Below are 15,090 nucleotides of genomic sequence, written 5' to 3' on the forward strand. Positions count from 1 at the left end.
GGAGGTGTTCAATGAGCGCCTACACAGTGTCCCGGCTGGCCCTTGATGCCGGGGTGAGCGTGCATATCGTGCGCGACTACCTGCTGCGCGGATTGCTACGGCCGGTCGCGTACACCACGGGCGGCTACGGCTTGTTCGATGACACCGCGTTGCAACGGCTGCGCTTTGTACGGGCTGCCTTCGAAGCGGGTATCGGCCTGGACGCACTGGCGCGGCTGTGCCGGGCGCTGGATGCTGCGGACGGTGACGGTGCGTCTGCGCAGCTTGCCGTGTTGCGGCAACTCGTCGAGCGTCGGCGCGAGGCCCTGGCCAGCCTCGAAATGCAACTGGCCGCCATGCCAACCGAACCGGCACAGCACGCGGAGAGTCTGCCATGAACAGCCCAGAGCACTTGCCGTCTGAGACGCACAAACCGATCACCGGCTACTTGTGGGGCGCGCTGGCCGTGCTCACCTGTCCCTGCCATTTGCCGATTCTCGCCATTGTGCTAGCCGGCACGACGGCCGGCGCGTTCATCGGGGAGCACTGGGGTATTGCAGCCCTCACGCTGACCGGCTTGTTTGTCCTGTCTGTGACGCGGCTGCTGCGGGCCTTCAAGGGAAGATCATGACCGCTTCCCAGCCAGCCGAGAGTGGGCAGCTTTGAGCTTCGCTACCAATCTGGAGGAGTACCACCATGAACGCAAACGCCCCGAACACTGCCAGTTGCACCACCTGCTGCGTATGCTGCAAAGAAATTCCGCTCGATGCCGCCTTCACCCCGGAAGGCGCGGAATACGTCGAACATTTCTGCGGGCTGGATTGCTATGAACGCTTCCAGGCACGCGCCAAGGCCGCGACAGAATCTGACATTGCGCCTGTCCCTGGCGGTTCGCAGCCGTCAGATTGAGGCATAGCTTAACCGGACACCTCGGCCTCTGTGCCTTTACTGCTTTTCGGTACAACCGTCAAGAACAGGCAGAGCGCTCCGATAGTTATCGCCACATCAGCGAGGTTGAAGGCGGGCCAGTGCGCAAGTCGCCAATGGAAGTCAAGGAAATCAACAACCTGTCCACGCAGCACACGATCCGCGACATTGCCCAGCGCACCGCCGAGGATCAGGCTGTAGCCCATCGCTTCGAGACGTGGCCGTTGCTGGCACAGCATGCGCCCCAGCCAAGCAGAAACAGCCAGACCCAGCGTGATGAAAAAGTAACGTTGCCAGCCACCAGCGTTCGCCAAAAAGCTGAATGCCGCACCCGGATTCAGGACATGAACGAGGTTGAAAAACGGGGTGATTTCGACTTGCTCACCGTAGGCAAACGTGCGGATGATGGCGAACTTCGTGAGCTGATCGGTCATGACAGCACTGGCGGCCACGGTGAACCAGACCCAAGCCGATGTGCGGCGGGCCGATTGCCACACAGGGGCGGCCAACGGCAGCAACCACCCGGCGAGTGCCGTGCAGCTCCATCCCAGCGTCCACCCCGCCAACACATCGGCCGGAAAGTGCATTCCGGCCGCGATGCGCGACCAGCCGACCAATGTGGCGTACAGCATTAAACTGAGACGACCACGGCGGCCCATCAAAGGCCAGAGCGCACCGACCACCATCGCGGCATAGGTGGCATGCCCGCTGGGCAGGCTGTAGTGAAGCTCTTTGTCCCCGATGACGCGCGCCAGGTCGCCAAGGACGGCAGGCGGGCGTGGAAAGTCGAACCATAGCTTCAAGGCGGTGGCGACCAATAACGCCAGCAAGAAGGCCGCGCTAAAACCAATAAGGCGATGCCGAACGGCCGTACCACGCGCCGGGTTTGTAGCCGATTTCGACCACCACCACAGACCCAACAGCATCAGCGGCGCTGTCCAGTAACTTCCCACGAGGCCAAAGAACCATGCCAGTGGTTTCAGCGTGGCGGGCGTGCCTGTGTTGATGGCTTGAAACAACGCGATGTTCAGGCCACCCCAGTCATAGAGAAAGAGTTTCCAGCTCATCGGCGCAACAACCTCAAGCCGTTGCCGACAACAAGCAAGCTGGCACCCATATCGGCGAACACAGCCATCCACATGGTCGCGTGACCCGTGAAGGTGAGCACCAAAAATACCGCCTTGATGCCAAGGGCCAGCACAATGTTTTGCATCAGCACCTGTGCTGTCGCACGCGACAGGCGCACGAAGGTCGGAATCTTGCGCAGGTCATCGTCCATCAGGGCCACGTCGGCGGTTTCAATAGCGGTATCTGTGCCCGCCGCTCCCATTGCAAAGCCAATGTCCGCACGCGCCAAGGCCGGTGCGTCGTTGATGCCATCACCGACCATGCCAACCTTGCCGTTTCTGGACAATTGCTCCACTTCGCGCAGTTTGTCGTCGGGCAGTTGGTTGCCTTGCGCGCGGTCAATGCCGGCTTGTGCGGCGATGGCCTGTGCCGTGTGGGGGTTATCGCCGGTCAACATCACGGTGTTGATGCCCAGAGCATGCAGCTCGGCGATGGCTCTCTTGCTGCTGTCCTTGATGGTGTCCGCAACGGCGAATAAGCCATGTACCCCTTTTGCGCCCACCAGCATCACGACGGTCTTGCCAGCGGTTTCCAGCGCAGCGATGCGCTGCTCCAGCTCTGGTGTGCACTGCCCCAGCTCTTCGAGCATCCGGTGGTTGCCCAGATGGTAGGTCGCACCGTTGATTTGGCCTTGCACACCCCGACCGGGCAGCGCGTTGAATTCGGCCACGTCGAGCAAGGCAACCCCGTCCGTCTGCGCGGCCTGTGCCACCGCCTTGGATACAGGATGGTCCGAGCGGGCCGCCAGACTGGCAGCGATGCTGCGGCTGTCCGAGGCGAGTGCATTGCCCCATGTGACAAAGTCGGTCTGTGCGGGCTTGCCGTGCGTGATCGTGCCGGTCTTGTCCAGAGCCAGCCAGCGCAGCTTGCGGCCTTCTTCCAGATAGACGCCACCTTTGATGAGAATGCCGTGGCGGGCGGCGGCGGCCAGGCCGCTGACGATGCTGACCGGTGTAGAGATCACCAGTGCGCACGGGCAGGCGACCACCAGCAGAACCAATGCACGGTAGATCCAGTCGAGCCATGCCGCACCCATGAACAGCGGCGGCAACAACGCGACGGCGATGGCAACGCCGAATACAACGGGGGTGTACCAGCGGGCGAACTGATCGACAAAACGCTGAGTCGGCGCACGACTACCTTGCGCAGCCTCTACCGCGTGAATGATCCGGGCCAAAGTGGAGTTGTTGGCCAAGGCGGTGACGCGGTACTCGAACGAGCCGGATTCGTTGATCGTGCCAGCGAACACCGAATCACCGGGGGATTTTTCGACCGGGAGGCTTTCACCCGTGATCGGGGCTTGGTTGACGGCAGAGCGGCCTTCCAGCACCTCACCATCAAGGGCGATGCGCTCACCTGGTTTGACCCGGACGCGGGCGCCGATGGTGATTTGCTTGGCGCCCACCTCGCGCCATGTGCCGTCAGCCTGCTGTACCGTGGCCTGTTCCGGGGTCAGGTCGAGCAGGCCACGGATAGCGTTACGAGCGCGATCCAGCGATTTGGCTTCGATTACCTCGGCCAGCGCGAACAGTACCATCACCATTGCCGCTTCGGGCCAGTGGCCGATCAACATGGCACCCGTGACCGCAATCGACATGAGGGCGTTCATGTTGAGATTACGGTTCTTGAGCGCGATCCACCCCTTCTTGTAGGTGGAGAGGCCACCCGTGAAGACCGCGACAAGCGCCAGAACGACAACCGACCAGTGATTGCCGTTGTGGAGCCAGTAGACCGCCTCGGCCGCCGATGCAGTGACCAAGGAGATGCCCAGCGGCCACCAGTTGGTCGGCGTGGTCACAGGGGCGGCGGATGGAGATGCGACCTCTGCCGTGTCCACGACCTGCGCCTCGAATCCAAGCGCTTGCAGTGCCACGAGCACGTCTGGCAGAACCTGGTTCGCATGGCGTACCGACAGCGTGCGCTGCATCAGGTTGAAATCGAGATCAGCAACACCGGCCACGGTGCCGAGCTTGTTGCGGATCAACGTCTCTTCGGTCGGGCAATCCATCTTGGCAATGGACAGCTTGGTCGTCTGCTCGGCCGACGCCTGATCCATGCGCACAGCTTGCATGCCGATGGCCTTCAGCGCCTGCTCGACGGGAGACAACGAAGGCAATTCGTGTCGCACGGTCAAGGTACGTTGCATCAGGTTGAATTCAAGACCCGCCACCCCCGCCAGACCGGCCAGTTTGCTTCGGATCAGCGCCTCTTCGGTCGGGCAATCCATGTTCTCGATGCGGTACACCGCTTGAGCCGATCCGGTTGCCAGCGGGGCCGGTGCCGTGGGTTGGATGATCGGCTCAGTCGTGCAGCCACACCCCTTTGAAGCGCATTCGCTCATGAGTAACTCCTGAAAATCTTCTATTCAGCCTCCATTAAAATCTCTATAGTCACTATAGAGTCAAGTGATAATTGGAGATTGATGCATGGAAATCAGAATTGGCGACCTCGCCAAGCGCTCTGGGTGCGAGGTCGTGACCATCCGCTACTACGAGAAGGAAGGGCTACTGCCAAAGCCAGCGCGAAGCGGTGGCAACTTTCGGTTGTACGGTGAGGCGCACATTGAGCGCTTGCAATTCATCCGTCATTGCCGTTCGCTCGACATGACGTTGAGCGAGATTCGCGCATTGCTGGGTCTGCGAGACAACCCGATGCAGGACTGTGGGGAGGTCATCACGCTGCTGGAGGCCCATATTCAACAGGTGGAAATGCGTGTGTCCGCGCTGTTGCAGTTAAAACGGCACTTGGTTGATTTGCGCGAGAAGTGTTCTGGCTCTCGATCTGTAGAGGCGTGCGGCATTTTGCAAGGGTTGGGCAATTGCCATGGTGAAAGTGCCACGAACAGTCAAACATCTGGGTAAGTAAGGGCTTAGCGTGCTTTATTTAATGAGATGGTCACTCCCTCCTTCCCGGTACTATGCTGAGGACAGGCTTTCATTCGGAGAACTATCATGGAAAACATTGCGCTCATTGGTATCGATCTGGGTAAAAACTCTTTCCATATTCATTGCCAGGATCGTCGCGGGAAGGCTGTTTACCGTAAAAAATTTACCCGGCCAAAGTTGATCGAATTTTTGGCGACATGCCCCGCTACAACCATCGCAATGGAAGCCTGTGGCGGTTCTCACTTTATGGCACGCAAGTTGGAAGAGTTGGGGCATTCCCCAAAGCTGATATCACCACAATTTGTCCGCCCGTTCGTTAAAAGCAATAAAAACGACTTTGTCGACGCCGAAGCTATTTGTGAAGCTGCATCGCGTCCGTCTATGCGTTTTGTGCAGCCCAGAACGGAATCTCAGCAGGCAATGCGGGCTCTGCATCGTGTCCGTGAATCCCTGGTTCAGGATAAGGGCTTTGTTGAATAAATCGAACTTTTGCTGAGTTGAAGGATCAGATCACGCATCCTCCCGACAACACAGACCATTCCGTGGCAAAGCAAAAGTTCAGAATCACCAACTGGTCCACCTACAACAAAGCTCTCATCAACCGTGGCTCCCTCACTTTCTGGCTGGATGATGAGGCCATTCAGGCCTGGTATGAGTCGGCAACGCCTTCATCACGAGGAAGGCCCCAGCGCTATTCTGATCTCGCCATCACCACCGTTCTGGTGATTAAACGCGTATTCCGGCTGACCCTGCGGGCTGCGCAGGGTTTTATTGATTCCATTTTTGCCCTGATGAACGTTCCGTTGCGCTGCCCGGATTACACCAGTGTCAGTAAGCGGGCAAAGTCGGTTAATGTCAGTTTCAAAACGTCCACCCGGGGTGAAATCGCACACCTGGTGATTGATTCCACCGGGCTGAAGGTCTTTGGTGAAGGCGAATGGAAAGTCAGAAAGCACGGCAAAGAGCGCCGTCGTATCTGGCGAAAGTTGCATCTTGCTGTTGACAGCAACACACATGAAGTTGTCTGTGCAGACCTGTCGCTGAATAACGTCACGGACTCAGAAGCCTTCCCGGGCCTTATCCGGCAGACTCACAGAAAAATCAGGGCAGCCGCGGCAGACGGGGCTTACGATACCCGGCTCTGTCACGATGAACTGCGCCGCAAAAAAATCAGCGCGCTTATTCCTCCCCGAAAAGGAGCAGGTTACTGGCCCGGTGAGTACGCAGACCGCAACCGTGCCGTTGCTAATCAGCGGCTGAGCGGAAGCAATGCACGGTGGAAATGGACAACGGAATATAACCGTCGCTCGATAGCGGAAACGGCAATGTACAGAATGAAGCAGTTGTTGGGAGATTCACTGACGCTGCGTGACTACGATGGTCAGGTATCGGAAGCTATGGCCATGGTGCGTGCGTTGAACAGGATGACAAAGGCCGGGATGCCAGAAAGCGTGCGTATTGCCTGAAAATCCAGCCAGCTACAGGGTCGTTCGCACGAAATCTTATTTATTCAACAAAGCCCAGGATAAGGTAAAAACAACCAATCAAATGCATGCTTTTCTGCTGGAATTTGGCATTAGCGTTCCCCGAGGAGCTGCCGTTATTAGCCGACTGAGTACCATTCTTGAGGATAATAGTTTGCCTCTTTACCTCAGCCAGTTATTGCTGAAATTACAACAGCATTATCACTATCTTGTTGAGCAGATTAAAGATTTGGAATCCCAGTTGAAACGAAAGTTGGACGAAGATGAGGTTGGACAGCGCTTGCTGAGCATTCCCTGCGTCGGAACACTGACAGCGAGTACTATTTCAACTGAGATTGGCGACGGGAAGCAGTACGCCAGCAGCCGTGACTTTGCGGCGGCAACAGGGCTTGTACCTCGGCAGTACAGCACGGGAGGTAGGACGACATTGCTGGGAATTAGTAAGCGAGGTAATAAAAAGATCCGAACTTTGTTGGTTCAATGTGCCAGGGTATTCATACAAAAACTGGAACACCAGTCTGGCAAATTGGCCGATTGGGTCAGGGATTTACTGTGCCGGAAAAGCAACTTTGTCGTCACTTGTGCTCTGGCAAACAAGCTGGCCAGAATAGCCTGGGCCCTAACGGCACGACAGCAAACTTATGTAGCATAACGGCAGAAATACACCGGTTTAAAGAATTACTGATCTGGTTTTGCGAATACTGATATTGATGATACTAACGGCCCACCGGCCTGTTGAGGAACCTGTAAAACGGAAAGGCTCATTGAAGCCGTATATTTTCTGGAGGTTCATCAGGCGCGGAACTCATCAAGGCGCGGGAATAAAATCCCATTCAGACGCCGGATAGATTCAAGCAAGCCAACTTGTCGTCAAAATCGGTGTTGCAAAAACGGGAGTGACCATAGATTCCGTTTTCTGAGACGACCCCATCTACGTCAGGTTTCCGCTTTGGTTCGCTGGTGGCCGTCTCAGCTTGTTTTAGGGTGGAACGTGGATAGGCCAGGTTATATGCTGCGCCTGTGGTCATTTGCTCGATGACCGCAGGTGCATAACCTTCTGCTTCCAGCTTACGATATGCAGCCCGGTAGTCTCTTTGGGTTTTCAGCGGGTATATCTTTCCGCCTTTACCATCGAAAGCGATAAACCAGAAATCGTCCGTGCCAGTTTCCAGATTTCTGCAACGTTTCAGATGCCATCCGCCTTCTCTCGCCCAGATGGTACGGTTATTTCTGGCATTCGTTTTGTCATAACCGTTCTCGTCAAGCCAGCTATCAAAGCTGGTCAGCCCCAGATCCTGAACCTCCAGAGAAGGCACTCGAATGACCTGCAAGGTATGGCGGGGTCTTGGCTCTCTCATCTTGATCTCTTCCTAGCGCTGGTCTGGGAAATACGGATATTGCGGGCCATATTCATAGTCATGCGGGCCTGGCTCAACTTCCCAGAATGGACGGCCGCTAATTGTCTTTGGACCGCGCTCGTTTACGATGTCTTCTACATCCTGAATATTAAATGGCATCGTTGCCAGTAACAGCTGATCTTCGGGTGTCAGCGTCACAGTTGCACCGTCGATACGGCTGTAAAGGTCGGCAAACTGTTTACCTGCACCGTGCAACCGGTGCTCCGCTACACTTCTGATTGCGTGTAAGTCCAGCTCCGCCGCTTCCATGCGATCCACGTATAGTTTCATTTCTTTACGCAAAGCGCTCAGCTCACGGGCTTTAATAAACCCGCAGGCGTACCCACCCAGGGCGATAACTGCAATGATTGCTAAAATTGCCATTTTTTTCTCTCACGTGATTGCGGCCGTTACTCTAGTCTTAATGTGAAGTCTGGGAATTCGCTGGATGTTAAGTACGTTTTCATCCCCAGACTGACAGATGCTAAGGCGCGATCCCAACACTCCATTTGTAAGTATCAGGCCCATCTTCTCCGCTGGTGGCATCTGCTACAATCTGTGCATAACGTTCTCCAGCAAGTTCTCTTACCATCTGATCCACGACCCATTGCAGATGATGCATTTCATCGGTTCCGCCGTAACGACAAGCCAACTCAATAGCCCGCTCTATTCTTTTTTGTTCTTCAGTCATACTGAATCCTCACGCTTACATCAGCTATTCTGAAAACATGCACACTATAAATTGCGGCTGTCATTTCTCAGCCAGGCGCCTGCATTGCTGCCTCATTCCATCAAAAATACTTTCCGCAAGCTGCTGGGGGAACTGGTCCGGAAGAAGCCCGCTAACACGTTCAATGACACCCGGGGTTCTGGCGATGATTTCCTCTATCATCGCCTCTGTCTGCTGTTTACTCAGGCCGGTTATCTCACCATGCCTGATCCAGTGGCGTCGTTGTATTCGATATATCTGGTAATAGTTGCTACTGCCACGTACGGCCATCGCCAGTTTGCACTTCTGCCAGGATATCTGATTGTTCCCATGACCGATCACCGGCCATGCCGACAACACATCATAGAGTGGTGTAAGGTGATAACGTCCCTGTGGCCCAATAGAAATACTGAAATTTTTAGCGTGGCCATCTGTTGCGGCCATCATCCAGAAAACTATCTGCGTCATAAAAAACTGCGCTTTGTCACGCTCAGCACGGTCTGAATTACTCAGAACTTCCATAATTTCCGATATACCTGGCCCGCCGTCCGCCTGATATTTTCGTAATGGCGAAATGCCCAGGGCCTGACACATATCCTCCTGGGGTAAACGAATGATCCATTGTCCGTTTCCTGACCATTTTCGGTCAAAACGTTCTACCACCAGCGCTTTCTGATCTTCAAAGTGAGCAATCTGCGTTCTTGCCACGGGGAGCCCGTACTGTTCGAGAAGTACCGAGCAGAGCCATTCATTTTCAACCGACGAGCGCATGTCGGCTTTCATGTTCCCCACAAGTCCGAGCGGTAGCTTGAATATATGCGTCGTTGGTGTATTACCCTCCGGCATACACCACCGATCTTCATGCCACAGTAGGGCTGTTTTCTCCTGAGCACCGGCAATAGATAAACGTAAGTCGTCGTTATCTTCTGGCCTGCCCGGTAGCAATGTCTCCGTGGTATTACGCAAAGTTGCCGCAATTTCTGATTCAGTAAGCGGGTGATACTTCACGGAATATAAATCTGTGGGTTCATCTCCGTCATGAAGCAGCTGTATCGCGCCCACGCAGTCTTTTCCCAGCTCCGTCAGAAGATCAAAAGGCTCCAGGCTATCGGCCTTGTAACGCATTGCCAGACGTCTGCGTATGCCTTCGCTGTCCGGGAGTAAATTATCAAAATAGTCACGTACCACATTTCCACGCCAGACCTGGTTCCCGGGAGTAAAAGGAAGGGACAATGACAGCGGCCTTCCCTGTTCGTCTGCACTCCAGTCAGGAAGGTATTGTAAGCTGTCTACCCCTTTACTTTTTTCCCAGTATCCGACTTTGATTCCGTTCATCCAGATTGCCAGACGCTGCTGTTTCCGGCTCATATCGTTACCATTTCTCCTGTCGTGCAGGTGAGTTTGATTTAAGCATTTCTTCCGTCTGCTTCCCCTCTGAAGAGGCGGTTGTCGAGGAGAAGCTGATTTTTACGCCCAGGATAGAAAACACCTTGAATAGCCGTTCAATGCTCGCACTGGCAGGGTTGGCTTCCAGACGTGAGTATGTCTGTTGAGTGACCCCTAACCTTTCGGACAGGTCTTTTTGCGTCAGGCCATTCGCCTTGCGAAAACCAATGAGCAAGGGACGCAACTGGTTGAGCGTGTTTAACGGGTAATCATTATTGATCATAAGCTGGCCTCAGTAGTTCCTCTGATACACCTTGTACGCTGTTTTCTAAACATACACCCTAAAAGCTGTAATATCAAATTAACAGCCTAAAAGCTGTTAAATAGAGAGTACAACCTTTAGGCTGTTACTAAGTGGCAGCATAAATCTTTATGAGGTTTGATATGAGAGAACTATCAATAATAAGCCGTTACGCTCGTACAGCATCCGGTAAGAGAGCTGACAGATCAGGATCATCGGTAAACGAGAAGCGGAGTATCTTATGGCCCTGTTGTGAGCTGTATAAATAACTACGAGCTACTCTCTGCCTCGGGGAGGAGGCAGAGAGAGTATTAAAAGCAAAGGCAGACATTTTTAGCAGCTGGTGGGCTATGGGGTTCCGGAGGTGCTCCGGTGAATGTTACTTGACTGGCAAGTTTCCTGCTATGATGGTCAATGCCTCGATGCTGTCTATATTGTTCTGAAGCCGTTCCAGTTCTGCCTTTTCAATACCGGCCCAAAGCTTTAAGTGTCGCTGATAAAGGGACCACTTGAGTGAGTGAAAACCATTCCAGGCCAACCCCATCCAGGAGGCGTAATTCGCATTGAGAATATTGCCGGTGATATACATTTTACCTGCGTTAACAGCACTGGAAGTTCCATAACCCAGGGCAAGCATCATCCGGAAGCGTGGATTTAGCCGCAACGGCATGGTATCCAGTAAGGTCTCCCCAAAAGCTCCTTTTCCCAGCGATACCTGTTTCGCCACATAGAAAACCCGCATCAAAACTTCCATTATGCTCATCGGAATACTTGTCACGATAAACTGACGAAAGTCATACCCGTTGACATACATGTACTCTATTTGTTTGCCGAAGTTAGAACTCCCCACAGGGATCCCCTCAAGCATACGAAGTAGCCCCATAAAAGGAGCCGGTAACCCCATGCCACGGTTTCCTTTTGCTGAGGGGGCATTAACATCCGATGCCAGGTGTCCAAACATTCTGGCGATGAGCCTGAAAATATTGGTTTCGTCTGTAACGCCTTTACTGGAAGGATAAACCACGATCTGTCCATTCTGAACCACCGTACAGGTCCCGTTCAGCATATCCTTTATACCGAAAATAATGCCCAGTACGGGATCGTGTGACAAAGCTCTTAAGCGGTGATTTGTGGGAGACAAAACGCCACCGGCCGCACCCACTAAATCGCTGCTGATCGAACTGTCTGGTGCCCCTATAGGGAACAAATCTGAGAGTTTTGTACTCAGGTCCTCCGGCAAAATGGCATTGAAGGCTTTCTGCACCTGTTTATTGAAAATACCATCCACTTCTGCCGTAAAGCTCACCGTAGGTTTTGGCGGGGCTCTGACGCAAAGTAAATCCAGCATGGATGCTATGAGCCCGCATCCGCAGGCAATAGCATAATCCCAGGCGTCGAGTGCGTAGCGATCATTAAATTCTTTAATATGATTCTGGATCCGGGCATCTACAACAGCCAAGTCATCCGTGGAGAGTATTGTGGCCAGTCCAATATCACCGCATACACGCTGGTTAGCCTCGCTATATATAGTCTTGAGACCAGTAGAATGCATGGCAGTATCTGAAGGGGTCATTTCTCGCAGATGATGTTCTTTAAGCGCCAGATGCTCCGCTTCATCAAGTTCAGTGCCGCTGATTAGCCCGGTCAACTGTGCCTTAAGGCTCTCTATATCACTGTTAATTGTCTCGTGAGCGTTCGCGATATCCTGACCACGGAGCTGAATATAACGGATGGCCCTGAACTCATCATCATAAGGAGACTGACTCATGTGTTTACCTCACCGCGACCAGGCTACCTTTTGGAGCTTTCTTAGTAAGCATGTCGATTGTTGCCTTGATGCCAGCAATTTCTGCCTTAAAATATTCCGCATTCGACATCAACCTTTCCTGAACTTCGTAGAGCTTTTGGATGGCCTGACTAAGGGCGGCTGTCAGTTTCGCATTTTTTTTGTGTTTCACTATCGCGTACCCGCCAATCCCTAACACAGCTACAGGTGCGGCCAATACCGCAATGCCTGCAACCATACCGCCACCGACGATAGACCCTGCTGTAGCGAGCCCGGAGGTTATGCCTGCTGCTGACACTCCCGTTGTACCAAGCGTATAGAGAGCACCGAAGGAAGCCGCTGCGCCTACGCCTGACCCCGCCAAAGCTGCTGCGCCCTCAGTAATACCCGGGAACTTATTTTCAAGCGCCTGAAGAGCACTTGTAACTTCATCCATTGCCTTCTTGCGAATTTTTTCGAGCTCTTCAGTTTCGGTAGCGTCCATTACAGGCCTCGTATTCATAACTTGCTGTGTGATAGGTGAAAAAGAGCACCATAAAAGTGATGAAGAAATCATGACTTACTATTGTGGCACTTTCGAGTTCATGTTTGTCAGTTTCAATGCTGTTGCTGTTAGTAAGGGCAGACGCCATATCGGGCAGACCCAAAATAACTATCGTGCCAGCGTCATTTTGGAACTGACTTTGCTAAAAATCAGTAGCGGACTGAACAGACATGTGTGGATTTGAATCTGGGCAGGTTCCAGACATTATTCCAACCAGACTTCCAATGACAAAATGCTCGTCATTCTCGGAGACGACATAGGGTCCACCAGAGCAACCATCGGTGTTGAAATGTGCTATTACAAAGCGAGTTGTGAGATGTTGGGGAGAATGATTTGAGCAATTTAAAGGCCAAATGCCTGAAACTTCACCAGGGAATGTCGAAATTGTTGTCTCATTCATTGGATATCCGACACCCAATGTACCCATGCCAGCTGCGGGAGCCAGGACCTTAAAGTAACTACTTACAGGCTGTTGTATTCCAGCTGGTAATACGATTTCTGCACTGTCAACAAACGGAATGCCGTCTTTAAAGTCTGCCCTGTCATTAGCCTCATTGAGAATGAAATCGACTAGAACAGGCTCTTCGTTCACCAGTCCTTGATGGTTAAGAAATTTGACGTAAAGTTTAAGTGTATTGCTGACGGGATAAATTTTTCCAAGAGCATTGGTAACAACATGGGCTGCGGTGAGAATCTTTTGCTGCTGACCATTATCGAAACCAAACGCAGTTGCTTCGAGATGGCTACTAAAATGAGGATCATTGCTTACATAGATTTTACAAACGTAGTTTTCAAACATTATTTCCTCCTTTTGCCGGTACCTAATCAGTTACACGGCTGCATGTTATAAACAACTAAACTCGCTTCCTGATATTTGAGTTTGTATGTTTTGCCAGGCACCAGCTCACCTCTGAAACACGGTTAGTCTCCTCCATGACATGGTTATGGCGATGGTCAGAAACTGTTATCGACGAAAGGCTGGAATTCCTTTAATGGCATTATCCATTTCAAGTCGTATGTCCTGAACGGGAGCGTATATTTTTATGATTCCAGATCTTAACCCTGAAACATTCCCCGTATCAAAACTGACCCGTTACAGATAAGTCACCACCGGTGCTGTCGATTAATTTAGTGAATTGCATGTCCTCATCCCATAAAGGGTAGGGCCTACCCCCGGCATCGAGCAAACCTGACCACCCTGCCCTTATTAAGACCCCACATGCGGCAATGGTGCCCTGTCCACGCCGCCCGCGAACTTTGAGGAAATGGGGAGAAAATAAAAAGAAAACAAAAAGTTATCGGCTGAAGTACCGGCGCAGATCGGGAATCAGGCGAAGCCTGACAGCACGTTAGGGCCTGGCAGGGGGCTTGAGGGATGAGGACATGCAATTGTGATAACCTTCCCGCCACGGGGTCGGTTAAATTCGTATCCTGCCGGTGCAATTCCAACGGCCGCGTTACCAGTTCGCCGGGTAGCATGGCCAGCAAAGCCAGGCATCGAGCACCCGGGTTTCACTGACGGCCGCTGCATAGACGCCGGTATCCGGGAAGAAATAAACCGGGGTGGCGTTGTTCAGCTGGTCGCCTTCATCGGCCAGAGCGCCGATCACCTCATGAGGCTTAAGCAGCATATCCGTTAAATATTCATCCGGGTGGATGGCATTCAGCGATATGGCCATCTCCAGAAATTCATCCAGGGTATGGCGGGTACGATACCCCCGGAAAACCTCGTATGAAGGCGTGACGCATTCACCATCCAGGGAACAGGCATCGTAACCGGCCAGCTGCTCTTCGGTGAGTCCGGAGGCATGCTTTGCCACAAGATTCGTAAATTGCTCTTTATCGTCCATCACAATCCTTACGCTGTAGGGGCCTGTTTGTGTTATCACTGCTTCCGGTTTTTACTTCGCACAACCCGGCAGGTATCCGGTCGCCCGGGCGTCCTTTGCGGTCTTGTTCGCCCTTCGCCTGAATTACGTCAAATCCCTTTCACTACCCGGCCGCAGGGTGACACCTCCCCTTTTCTCCGGAAGCGAAAGAGGAAGAACAGTTTAACAGCCCGGATCCTCAATAATTTTCGCGTAACGGACTAAATAACCGGTTTATGCAGCTTCTGATAACCACAGACCGCGATAGAATAAAACGTCTGGTGAGGAACCGGAGTGTTATGTAAGCGGGGGGTTTAACTGGGTATCTGTGTAGTCCTATTTAGCCAGATATCCCGAATAAAAACCTCAACGATTAGGTAAACGAAATGGATGGATTCTGGTCGATGTTCTGTTTGTTTGTCGTGGTAGTTTCACTGCATAAAGCCCTTTCTGTAGCAGCAGCACGAGCAGACGCAGCAAAATTAAATATGCTTCTCAGAATGAGAAAGTTTAAAAAGTAGCTTTCAAGACATCTGAGAATTCTTTTAAATCCTCAGAGGAAGTTATATGTTTAGGCTATTTGCAAACTAAGGTTGGAATTCCATCATTCTAGCCTTAGATCTTTGATCAAGTGAAGTTGCTCACTTGGTTGGATTTTACCGTTTCCTGACGGCTTTTCAGAAGCGAGGGCTGGTT

The 15,090-nt window shown here is 52.7% G+C and carries 16 protein-coding genes and 2 pseudogenes; 7 read left to right on the forward strand and 11 right to left on the reverse strand.

Annotated features, from left to right (window positions below):
• Nucleotides 1-11: 11 nt before the first annotated feature.
• From merD to L3069_RS23185, 3 genes are all read left to right on the forward strand, one after another.
• Nucleotides 12-377 (forward strand): mercury resistance co-regulator MerD, encoded by a 366-nt coding sequence (merD, locus tag L3069_RS23175; protein WP_001277466.1) that lies wholly within the window; start codon nucleotides 12-14, stop codon nucleotides 375-377.
• Complete coding sequence (merE, locus tag L3069_RS23180; protein ID WP_001087807.1) at nucleotides 374-610, forward strand: broad-spectrum mercury transporter MerE; 237 nt, start codon at nucleotides 374-376, stop codon at nucleotides 608-610. Before merD ends, merE begins: the two co-directional genes overlap by 4 nt.
• Nucleotides 611-675: 65 nt before the next feature.
• Nucleotides 676-888, forward strand: a complete 213-nt coding sequence (locus L3069_RS23185) for a DUF3330 domain-containing protein (protein WP_000993245.1) — start codon at nucleotides 676-678, stop codon at nucleotides 886-888.
• An 8-nt stretch (nucleotides 889-896) separates the two neighbouring features.
• Here the strand turns inward: L3069_RS23185 and lspA are convergent, their stop codons facing one another.
• Nucleotides 897-1,973 carry a signal peptidase II gene (lspA, locus tag L3069_RS23190; RefSeq protein WP_000118563.1) on the reverse strand — a complete coding sequence of 359 codons (1,077 nt, stop codon included), beginning with the start codon at nucleotides 1,971-1,973 and terminating at the stop codon, nucleotides 897-899.
• Nucleotides 1,970-4,375, reverse strand: a complete 2,406-nt coding sequence (locus L3069_RS23195; RefSeq protein WP_001287661.1) for a heavy metal translocating P-type ATPase — start codon at nucleotides 4,373-4,375, stop codon at nucleotides 1,970-1,972. The genes lspA and L3069_RS23195 overlap by 4 nt, the downstream gene beginning before the upstream one ends.
• An 85-nt stretch (nucleotides 4,376-4,460) precedes the next feature.
• Here L3069_RS23195 and cadR point away from each other — a divergent pair, with 85 nt between their 5' ends.
• The 4 genes and pseudogenes from cadR to L3069_RS23215 all read left to right on the forward strand — a co-directional run.
• The gene (cadR, locus tag L3069_RS23200; protein ID WP_000405672.1) at nucleotides 4,461-4,895 is read left to right on the forward strand and encodes a Cd(II)/Pb(II)-responsive transcriptional regulator; all 435 of its coding nucleotides are present in this window, start codon (nucleotides 4,461-4,463) and stop codon (nucleotides 4,893-4,895) included.
• Nucleotides 4,896-4,985: 90 nt separating this feature from the next.
• Nucleotides 4,986-5,384 (forward strand): annotated as a pseudogene (locus L3069_RS23205) (IS110 family transposase); the annotation flags it as partial.
• A gap of 32 nt (nucleotides 5,385-5,416) precedes the next feature.
• A complete protein-coding gene (locus L3069_RS23210; protein ID WP_072202995.1) occupies nucleotides 5,417-6,385 on the forward strand; it encodes an IS5 family transposase in 969 nt (322 codons plus the stop codon).
• A gap of 55 nt (nucleotides 6,386-6,440) precedes the next feature.
• A pseudogene (locus L3069_RS23215) lies at nucleotides 6,441-7,055 on the forward strand (IS110-like element IS4321 family transposase); the annotation flags it as partial.
• Nucleotides 7,056-7,236: 181 nt separating this feature from the next.
• On the opposite strand, the gene L3069_RS23220 reads toward L3069_RS23215, so the two are convergent.
• The 9 genes from L3069_RS23220 to L3069_RS23260 form a co-directional block, all read right to left on the reverse strand.
• Entirely contained in the window at nucleotides 7,237-7,761 is a 525-nt protein-coding gene (locus tag L3069_RS23220; RefSeq protein ID WP_001805097.1) for a hypothetical protein, read from the reverse strand.
• 12 nt (nucleotides 7,762-7,773) lie between these two features.
• Nucleotides 7,774-8,184 carry a hypothetical protein gene (locus L3069_RS23225; protein ID WP_000985909.1) on the reverse strand — a complete coding sequence of 137 codons (411 nt, stop codon included), beginning with the start codon at nucleotides 8,182-8,184 and terminating at the stop codon, nucleotides 7,774-7,776.
• Nucleotides 8,185-8,284: 100 nt separating this feature from the next.
• Nucleotides 8,285-8,491, reverse strand: coding sequence for a hypothetical protein (locus tag L3069_RS23230; RefSeq protein ID WP_000134171.1), 207 nt, complete (start codon nucleotides 8,489-8,491; stop codon nucleotides 8,285-8,287).
• 60 nt (nucleotides 8,492-8,551) lie between these two features.
• The gene (locus L3069_RS23235; RefSeq protein WP_000088044.1) at nucleotides 8,552-9,877 is read right to left on the reverse strand and encodes a type II toxin-antitoxin system HipA family toxin; all 1,326 of its coding nucleotides are present in this window, start codon (nucleotides 9,875-9,877) and stop codon (nucleotides 8,552-8,554) included.
• A gap of 4 nt (nucleotides 9,878-9,881) precedes the next feature.
• Nucleotides 9,882-10,175: a helix-turn-helix transcriptional regulator gene (locus L3069_RS23240; protein ID WP_012477377.1), complete on the reverse strand. Its 294-nt coding sequence runs from the start codon at nucleotides 10,173-10,175 to the stop codon at nucleotides 9,882-9,884.
• A gap of 400 nt (nucleotides 10,176-10,575) precedes the next feature.
• The gene (locus tag L3069_RS23245) at nucleotides 10,576-11,964 is read right to left on the reverse strand and encodes a hypothetical protein (RefSeq protein ID WP_012695445.1); all 1,389 of its coding nucleotides are present in this window, start codon (nucleotides 11,962-11,964) and stop codon (nucleotides 10,576-10,578) included.
• A 4-nt stretch (nucleotides 11,965-11,968) separates the two neighbouring features.
• Complete coding sequence (locus L3069_RS23250) at nucleotides 11,969-12,466, reverse strand: membrane protein (RefSeq protein WP_000340139.1); 498 nt, start codon at nucleotides 12,464-12,466, stop codon at nucleotides 11,969-11,971.
• Nucleotides 12,467-12,668: 202 nt separating this feature from the next.
• Nucleotides 12,669-13,325 (reverse strand): trypsin-like serine protease, encoded by a 657-nt coding sequence (locus L3069_RS23255; protein ID WP_000462754.1) that lies wholly within the window; start codon nucleotides 13,323-13,325, stop codon nucleotides 12,669-12,671.
• A gap of 658 nt (nucleotides 13,326-13,983) precedes the next feature.
• Nucleotides 13,984-14,376, reverse strand: coding sequence for a hypothetical protein (locus tag L3069_RS23260; protein WP_000341066.1), 393 nt, complete (start codon nucleotides 14,374-14,376; stop codon nucleotides 13,984-13,986).
• Nucleotides 14,377-15,090 lie beyond the last annotated feature (714 nt).

It is taken from the genome of Enterobacter cloacae complex sp. ECL411 (genome assembly GCF_021869665.1).
GTDB lineage: Bacteria > Pseudomonadota > Gammaproteobacteria > Enterobacterales > Enterobacteriaceae > Enterobacter > Enterobacter intestinihominis.